The organism is Methylobacterium sp. CCH7-A2 (assembly GCF_001557075.1).
Taxonomy (GTDB): domain Bacteria; phylum Pseudomonadota; class Alphaproteobacteria; order Rhizobiales; family Beijerinckiaceae; genus Allobosea; species Allobosea massiliensis.
On record NZ_LSKN01000117.1, the window covers coordinates 22,838 to 30,873 of the forward strand.

Annotated in this window: 6 protein-coding genes; all 6 read right to left on the reverse strand. The window is 67.8% G+C overall.

Annotation, left to right across the window (positions count from 1 at the left end; translation table 11 throughout):
- Positions 1–6: 6 nt before the first annotated feature.
- Positions 7–381 carry a hypothetical protein gene (locus AX750_RS10110; protein WP_066716036.1) on the reverse strand — a complete coding sequence of 125 codons (375 nt, stop codon included), beginning with the start codon at positions 379–381 and terminating at the stop codon, positions 7–9.
- A gap of 20 nt (positions 382–401) precedes the next feature.
- The gene (locus tag AX750_RS10115; protein WP_066716038.1) at positions 402–3,527 is read right to left on the reverse strand and encodes an efflux RND transporter permease subunit; all 3,126 of its coding nucleotides are present in this window, start codon (positions 3,525–3,527) and stop codon (positions 402–404) included.
- A 12-nt stretch (positions 3,528–3,539) separates the two neighbouring features.
- Positions 3,540–5,240 (reverse strand): HlyD family efflux transporter periplasmic adaptor subunit, encoded by a 1,701-nt coding sequence (locus AX750_RS10120; protein WP_066716040.1) that lies wholly within the window; start codon positions 5,238–5,240, stop codon positions 3,540–3,542.
- Between the two features lie 62 nt (positions 5,241–5,302).
- Entirely contained in the window at positions 5,303–5,737 is a 435-nt protein-coding gene (locus AX750_RS10125) for a hypothetical protein (protein WP_067254018.1), read from the reverse strand.
- Positions 5,738–6,149: 412 nt separating this feature from the next.
- Positions 6,150–7,124 carry an NAD(P)-dependent oxidoreductase gene (locus AX750_RS10130; RefSeq protein WP_067254021.1) on the reverse strand — a complete coding sequence of 325 codons (975 nt, stop codon included), beginning with the start codon at positions 7,122–7,124 and terminating at the stop codon, positions 6,150–6,152.
- A 102-nt stretch (positions 7,125–7,226) separates the two neighbouring features.
- Positions 7,227–8,036 (reverse strand): sulfite reductase subunit alpha (locus tag AX750_RS10135; protein WP_156449775.1); only part of this gene is annotated, 810 nt, incomplete at its 5' end.

The window sequence follows — 8,036 nt, forward strand, 5'->3', positions numbered from 1 at the left end:
CGGGGATCAGTTGTTGGTGAAGCGCGCCTGCAACGCGTGGCCGTCGGCGAGTGTCGCAGAGATCACGACCCTCGCGCCCGTCCCCAGCGGCTGGGCGAGCGTCCCGACCAGCTTGTTGGGTTCGACGGGGCTCAGCGCCACCGTCGCGGTCTTGCCGGCGTCCTGGACAATGGCGCGCGCCGCCTTTGTGCCCACCGATGACAGCGGCTTGTCGGCGGCGTCGGTGAGGATGAGAACGAGTTCGGTCCCTTTCGCGACCATCTCGATATGGTGCCCGGCGACGTCGACGAGCGGGCCGCCATTGGGGCCTTTCGCCAGTTCGTGAGCTGAGGCTGTCGATACCAGGCCGATCAGGGCCAGAGCGGTGATCGATCTGAACATGGTCTTTCTCCTTTGCCGTTTCAGAAGGCTTCAGTCGGCGACAACGCGCCGGCGCCCGGCGCCCGGCTGGCGACGATGCGCTCCAGCGGCTTGCGGCCGAAGGTGAGGAACAGGACGGGCGTCAGCACCGTGTCGATGATCGTCGCCGAGATCAGCCCGCCGAAGATCGTGACCGCGACCGGGTGCAGGATCTCGCGCCCGGGCTGGTCGGCGCCGTAGAGCAGCGGAATCAGCGCGAGCCCGGCCGAGAGCGCCGTCATCAGCACGGGCGTCAGCCGCTCCAGGCTGCCGCGGATGACGAGCTCGCGCCCGAAGCGCTCGCCCTCGTAGAGGGTCAGGTTGATGTAGTGCGAGACCTTGAGGATGCCGTTGCGGGCCGAGATGCCGGCGAGCGTAATGAAGCCGACCATCGAGGCGACCGAGAGCGGCTGCCCGGCGAGGTGCAGCGCCACGACGCTGCCGATCAGCGCGAGCGGGATATTGCCCATGATGATCAGCGCCAGCACCGCCGACTGGTAGCGCGTGAACAGCACCACGAAGATCAGCGCCAGCGACACAAGACTCAGCAGCCCGATCCGCAGCGTCGCCTCCTCCTGCGCCTGGAAGGTGCCCTCCATGCGGGTGACATAGCCCTGCGGCAGCGGCGTCTGCGCGACGACCCCGCGGATCTCGGCGATGATCGCCGCCATGTCGCGCTGGCCGTCACCATTGCCGTAGACCGCGATGCGACGCTGGCCGTTCTCGCGCTGGATCTGGTTGGGGCCGTCCGTCTCGGAGACCGAGGCGATCAGGCGCAAGGGGAGGTGGCCACCCGGCGTCGCAATAAGCAGATCCTCGAGCCCGGTCGTCGAGCGGTCCTGGTCCGAGAGCCGCAGCACGACATCGTAGCGGCGGTTGCCGTCGACGATCTGCGAGACGGTGCGGCCGTTGGAGAGCGTCTCGAGCGCCTGGGTGACGCTGGCCGGCGTCAGCCCGTAGAGCGCCGCCTTGTCGTGGTCGACGTCGATGCGCAGCTGGGGAATGCGGACCTGCCGCTCGATCTGGAGATCGACGAGACCGGGCACGGCGGCGAGCCGCTCGCGCAGTGTCTCGGCGAGGCTGCGGATCGTGTCGAGGTCCTCGCCATAGACCTTGAGCGCGATCTGGGCGCGCACGCCCGAGAGGATGTGGTCGAGCCGGTGGCTGATCGGCTGGCCAATATTGACCGAGACCGGCAGCACGCTCAGCGCCGCGCGGATGTCGGCATGGACCGCTTCCTTGGGCCGGTCCGAGCGATGGAGATCGATGTCGACCTCCGAGGAATGGACGCCCTCGGCATGCTCGTCGAGCTCGGCGCGGCCGGTGCGGCGGCCGATCGACTTCACCTCCGGGACCCTGAGGACGAGCTGTTCGGCGAGCAGCCCGAGGCGGTGACTCTCGGCCAGCGAGATACCCGGGTTGTATTGCAGCGAGACCACTAGCGTGCCCTCGTTGAAGGGCGGCAGGAAGGTGCGTGGCAGCAGCGTCGCGCCATAGACGGCCAGCGCCACGCCGATGCCGACGACGGTGACGAGAAGCGCGCGGGTCTCGAAGGCGAAGCGCAGCAGTGCCGCATTCCCCCGCTTGAGATGGCGCACGACGAAGGAGTCGCGCTCATGGCCGCCCATCGCACCCGAGAGGAGATAATACGCCATCACCGGGGTCAGCGTGATCGAGACGATCAGCGAGGCCAGGATCGAGACGATGTAGGCGATGCCGAGCGGCGCGAAGAGCCGCCCCTCGATGCCTGACAGCGCAAAGAGCGGGATGAAGACGAGGATGATGATCGCGGTGGCGTAGACGATGCCCGACCGGACCTCCTGCGAGGCCGCCGCGATGACCGCCAGCACGGGCCTAGGCGCGGCGCTCTCCCGGTTCTGCTTCAGCCGCCGCAGGATGTTCTCCACGTCCACGACGGCATCGTCGACCAGTTCGCCGATCGCGATGGCGAGCCCGCCCAGCGTCATCGTGTTGATGGTCAGGCCGAAGGCCTGGAAGACCAGCACCGTCGTCAGGATCGAGACCGGGATCGCCGTCAGCGAGATCAGGGTCGCGCGGACATTCATCAGGAAGAGCAGCAGGATGACGGCGACGACGCCGGCCGCCTCCAGCAGCACGCGCTCGACATTGGCGATCGAGGTCTCGATGAAGCTCGCCTGCCGGAACTGGACATTCGTCGCGGAGATGCCGGCGGGCAGGGTCTTCTGGATATCGGCCAGCGCCGTCTCGACCTGGCGCGTCAGCGCGACGGTGTCGGCTTCGGGCTGCTTCTGGATGCCGATGATCACCGCCGGCCGGCCCTGGTAGCCGGCGTCGCCACGCTTGACCCGGGCCGCGAAATCGACGCCCGCGACCTGGTGCAGCAGGATCGGCTGACCGTTCCGCTGCAGCACGACGGTGTTGCGCAGGTCCTCCAGCCGCTGCGTCAGCCCGACATTGCGGATCAGGTATTCGCGCCCCTGCTGGTCGATGAAGCCGCCGCCGGTGTTGGTGCCGAAGCGGGTGACCGCCGCCTCGATCTGCTCGGGCGTGACGTCGAGCGCCTGCATGGCCGCGATATCGGGCGTGATCCGGTACTGGCGGACCTCGCCCCCGATCGGGATGACCTGCGAGACGCCGGCGATGTTCAGGATCTGCGGCCGGATGATGAAGTCGGCGATCTCGCGGACCTCCATCGGGGAGGCCCGCTCGGCCGTCACCGCGACCAGCATGATCTCGCCCATGATCGAGGAGACCGGGCCCATCTGCGGGTTGACGCCGCGCGGCAACTGCTCGCGCACCAGCGACAGCCGCTCGGCGACGAGCTGTCGCGAGCGGTAGATGTCGGTGCCCCAGTCGAACTCGACATAGGTGATCGAGAGGCCGACGCCCGAGACGGAGCGCACGCGCAGCACGCCGGGCATGCCGTTCATCGCCGTTTCCAGGGGATAGGTGACGAGCTGCTCGACCTCCTGCGGGGCGAGCCCCTCGGCTTCCGTCATCAGCGTGACGGTCGGGCGGTTGAGATCGGGGAAGACGTCGATGGGGACGCGCGGCAGCACATAGCTGCCATAGGCCATCAGCACGAGCGCAGCGGCGATGACGAAGAGCCGGTTGCGCAGGCTGGCCGAGACGAGGAGGTTGAACATCGCGCCCTCGTCTCAGCGGATCTGGTTGAGATGTTCGGCGCCGCGCACGACGATGCGCTCGCCCGGCGCGACGCCGGAGCGGACCACCAGCCTTGTCGCGTCGAAGGGTTCGGTGCGGACGGGCCTGGGCTCGAAGCGCTCGGGATCGGTGTGGCGCCAGACCAGCGCCTCGCCATTGCTGCCGCGCACCACGGCGTCGCGCGGCAGGATGATGCCGCTGACGCTGGCGCCGTTGCGGGCCGTCACCCGCACGGGCTGGCCGATCGCGACCGTGGCGGGCGGGTCCTCGACGGCGAAGTGCACCAGCGTCGCCTGCTGCTGCAGCGCCCGTCCGGTGCCCCGGAAGGACAGGCTGAGTGGCTTTCCGCCGGGCAGCAGCGCCGAGGCGCCGTCGAGCTGCGAGAGATCGACATCGCCATAGGACAGGGCCTCGATCCACAGGCCCGCGGGGTCGACGATCTGGAACAGGACGTCCTGCGAGCCGACGACCTGACCCGCCACGACCCGCACCGCCGAGACCACGCCATCGAGCGGGGCGCGCAGCAGTTCGGGCTCGATGCGGATGCGCCCGACGATCTCGCGCCGCCGCATCAGCCCGGCGAGTTCGATCTCGAAATCGATGACCTGGCTTTGCGGCGCGATGGCGCGCTCGGCCAGGCTGCGCGAGCGCTTCAGCTTCGCCTCGACCATGGCGATCTGCTGCTCGATCTCGCCGACGCGCTCGGCGATGGTGGTGCGGTCGGCCTGCGGCACGGCCTGCTCGACGGAGGCGAGGATATCGCCGCGCCGGACGATCTGGCCCAGCCGCGGCAGGCCGCTCTCGGGCGCGACGATCCGGCCGCCGGTGATGCTCTGCACCTGGCCCGAGCGGTTGGGATCGGCGATCACGCGACCGACCAGGGCCAGGGTCTTGCGCGCTTCCTCGGTCTTGGTGACCTGGGTGCGGATTTCCAGCAGCCGCTGCGTCGGCTTCGGCGCGAAGACCGAGCCGCCCGCGAGACGGCGGGGGGTGTCGCCGGCGGGCGGTGCCATCTTGGCCGCCTGACCATGATCATGGCCTTCATGGGCGCTCGCCAGGCCCGTCCCCGCGATCAGCAGCACGAGGACGAGGCCGGTCAGGGACAGGGCCGGGCGCGAGCGGCGGAGTGTGGCGCCGAGCAGGAGCCCCACGGCCAGCGCCGCGCCCATCGCCAGGTACAGGACCGGCACCGGCCGGCCCGCGATGACGACGCTCGCAGCCTGAGCGGAAGCGTGGCCCGATGCCGCCGGAGCGCCGGTCGCCGCGGCCGCCGGCCGTTCGAGCGTTCCGATCAGCAGGTCGTCGCCGCCGGGATGAGTGATGGCGAAGACGAGTTCCAGCGGTCCTGCGCCGACGAGCCGGTCCGAGACCACCACGTAGGTCCCCTCCGGCGTCGGTGTCGCGGCGACATCCGCCCCGGTGCCGATCGTCACGACGAGGCCGGCATCGGTGACGGGGGCGTTGCCGGCATAGCGGTCCAGGAACAGCGTCAGCCTGTCGCCGCGCAGGATGCCGACGAGCTCATAGGCGTCGGAATGCAGCGCCACCCGCGGCGAGCCCGCCGTGGCGACGGGCACGGGCGGGGCGCCATGGTCGTGGCCCTCATGGGCCGCGAGCGGGGCAACGGACAGGACGGAAGCCAGCGCCACAGGCGCGACGAGGCAGCGTGCGAGGCTGCGGACGAACGAAAACATGAAACGAACCCATCACGATCGGCATGACCATCCGGCGGCGCGGCTGGTCAGCCGGCCGACGCTCAAGCGATGTCGATGGTTCGTGGAGGTCTGGCGTCGAGACCCGGCGCCTGCTCGGGCGTAGCGTGCTCGGGTGGCAAGCCGAGCCGGATCCTGTGAGAGACCCGCAAGGGCAGCGACGCGACGGCGTGTTCGATCACGACGGACGTGCACATCGTGCCGCAGCAGCTGCGATCAGAGCCGCCATTCTGCGGGCAATCGCCGGCCGGTTCGGATGCCCGCTGCGCGGATGGCTCGCAGACCTCGACCGTCTCAGGTCGAGGCGAAGCGGCGGTGACGGTCAGGCGTGCGTCCTGCGGTATCGCCTCGGCGGCTGCGACGGCCCTGGATTTGGCATGGCCGGAATGCGCCTGCACCGGGATTGCCCAGCCAAGCGACAACAGGACGACCAATACGGTCGCCTTGAGTGCATGGACCAGGTTCCCGAATGCCGTCACGATGCTCCGCCGATTCGTTCCGTTGCGTCGATCAAATGAAGCTTCCCATTGGGGAAGGTCAACCGCCTTAGGCTGTCCTTGCGCTTTGTGGTTACAGATGATCGAACGGACAGGTCAAAATCGCTGAGCGCCAAGAACTGGACTTGGCACTCCACCGGGAACCGGACATTCATAGAAAAGCGGCCAGCTGCCCATTCGACGGGATCAGAGCAATCGCACGCTTCCACCTGCCGAGCGCTTTGCGCCTCGGCTAATCAAGCCTCGCAGGCCCTCCGCCAATGCGTCGAAAGCCATTCGCACCGGTCGATTGGCGCGCTGGTCCTCATACATGTAAAGCCACAGTCCTCGCACCGCGAGGCTCAGGTCGGCGCGCTCTTTTGTCAGCCATTCGCGCAGATCGGTACCGGGGCAGCTACGATAGGTGGCCTATCGGCGCTCTGTAGTCGCTTGCCGATCCGATCGCATCGCAGGTTCTCCTAGAGCGAAGGTGGACGATTCTGAGTGAGGTTCCCGAGGCGAGACGGCTAAGCGACATAGCGGCTTGAGCGTCGTTCAACACAGCAACGCGAGTTGCTTCGCGACGCCCAAGTTCCAACACCGGTTCGGTGATCGCTCTATCATGCACGATCATATCTGCCGCCTGCAGGGTGCGCACCTCCGACAGCGTCAATTCCCCCGGATCAGCGGGATCCACCGTCAGGACAACGACTGAAGTGACGGCGTCACGTTCCTTGTGTGGTAAGTCAGCGTGGATCTCATTGACGATCGCCTCAAGCCGGGCAATTGAGCCTTCCGTGCCCCGACCCGCCAGCACGAGGTCGACGAACCGTTCCCAAAATGCCCGGCGTTCGATTCGGCCTGGAAGCCTCTCCGCCAGATGCGCCCGAAATCGCTTGGCGGCCCGTGCCCAAGAGCCGATCTCGCAAGGGAGGATCGCCTCGATGCGTCGCCTCAGGGCCTGGCCAAGGATTGGAGAGGCGCCGTCAGTCGAGATGCCGATGATCACCGGAGACCGATTGACGATCGTCCCGAACTGGAAATCGCAGGCTTCGGGAGTATCGATGACATTGACCAGCGCTCCCGCGGACCGGGCCTGCCTACGAAACTGCTCGATCTCGGCCTGTTCTCCCGAGGGCTCGAGCAGAGCGACCGCGACATCCGCGAAATCGGCAGTGCACCACGCGCGACGATGAAACGTGATCCGGCTGCTGGCCTGCGCCGCCAAGGCCAGCATGCCGTCACTCGGCGCAGGAGCGAAAACGGCAACCTCGGCTCCAGCCGCAGCCAGCAACCGCACCTTCCAGAGAGCACCATTGCCGCTGCCGACGACGACGGCGCGCTTTGACTCGAGATTGAGAAAGATCGGGAGCTTCGCCAGCTTATCCATGACCAGCCCACTGTCCGGAGCACCAGTCCAAGCGCGCCTTCCATCGGGCATTCTCGGGGTTGTTCGCCCTCGCTTCTCTCATCAGATCCTCTCCAGGCCGCATCAGTACACGTCGGCCTGATAGCGGCCGGATTTCTTCAGCCCGGCGAGATAAGCCTGGGCCGCCTCCGCGGAGCGCCCGCCATGGGCGAGGACGATGTCGACCAACGCCAACTCGACATCCTTGGCCATTCGCTTGGCGTCACCGCAGACATAGAAATGCGCGCCCTGTTCGAGCCAGTCGAAGAGTTCGGCGCCGCGCTCGCACATCCGATCCTGGACATAGATCTTCTCGTCGCCGTCGCGCGACCAGGCGAGGGTGAGGTTGGTCAACAGACCCTCTTCTTTCATCGCGCTCAGCTCGTCCTCGTAGAAGAAGTCCGTGGCGCGGCGCTGATGGCCGAAGAACAGCCAGTTGCGTCCCGGCGCCTTGGTCGCCCGGCGATCATGCAGGAAGGCGCGGAACGGCGCGATGCCGGTTCCCGGGCCGCACATGATGATCGGCGTGTCAGGATTTGCAGGGAGGCCGAAGCCATGCGCGCGCTGGACATAGACCGGTACCGCCTCGCCCGGCTGGACGCGCTCGGCGAGGAAGGTCGAGGCCACGCCCCAGCGCGGACGCGTGCCGATCCGGTAACGCACGGCGTCGACCGTTAGCGAGACGCGGCCCGGCGTGGCGTTGTGGGAGGAGGAGATCGAGTAGAGCCGCGGCTGCAGCGGATCGAGCGCCTCGACGAAGGCCTCCGGCGAGAGCCGCGCCTGGGCGAATTTGTGGAGCGTGCCGAGCACGTCGAGCCGGTCGAGATCACCATCGGGATCCTCGCCCGCCGCTAGCCGCCTCGCCTTGACGCGGGTCTCGCCGCCGGTGACGTA